This is a genomic window from Ochrobactrum sp. SFR4 (genome assembly GCF_019730395.1).
In the GTDB taxonomy this organism is placed as follows: domain Bacteria; phylum Pseudomonadota; class Alphaproteobacteria; order Rhizobiales; family Rhizobiaceae; genus Pseudochrobactrum.
This window is the reverse complement of the sequence record NZ_JAAPBB010000797.1, coordinates 1-270: the sequence shown is the minus strand read 5'-3', so window position 1 is coordinate 270 and position 270 is coordinate 1. Positions and strand designations below refer to the sequence as shown.

Sequence of the window (270 nt, the reverse complement as noted above, 5' to 3'; positions counted from 1 at the left end):
AGGCGGTTTTTATTAATATCAAACGCGGTGACTTTGGCACCGGCCATAATCAGCTGTGCAGTCTTGCCGCCGGGTGCAGCGCAAAGATCGGCAACGCGTTTGCCTTTAATATCGCCGAGCAAGGTGGCGGGCAGGCTTGCAGCAGCATCTTGCACCCACCATTCACCTTCTGCAAAACCTTCTAATGCGGTGAGGGCACCTTCAAAAGAGCCGAGGCGCACGGAGCCGTTTGGCAATAATGTACCGCCGAGCTTTGCAGCCCATTCTGCC

At 55.6% G+C, this 270-nt stretch carries 1 pseudogene; it reads right to left on the bottom strand.

The features are described from left to right. Positions 1 to 270 (bottom strand): annotated as a pseudogene (locus HBA93_RS21265) (MFS transporter); the annotation flags it as partial.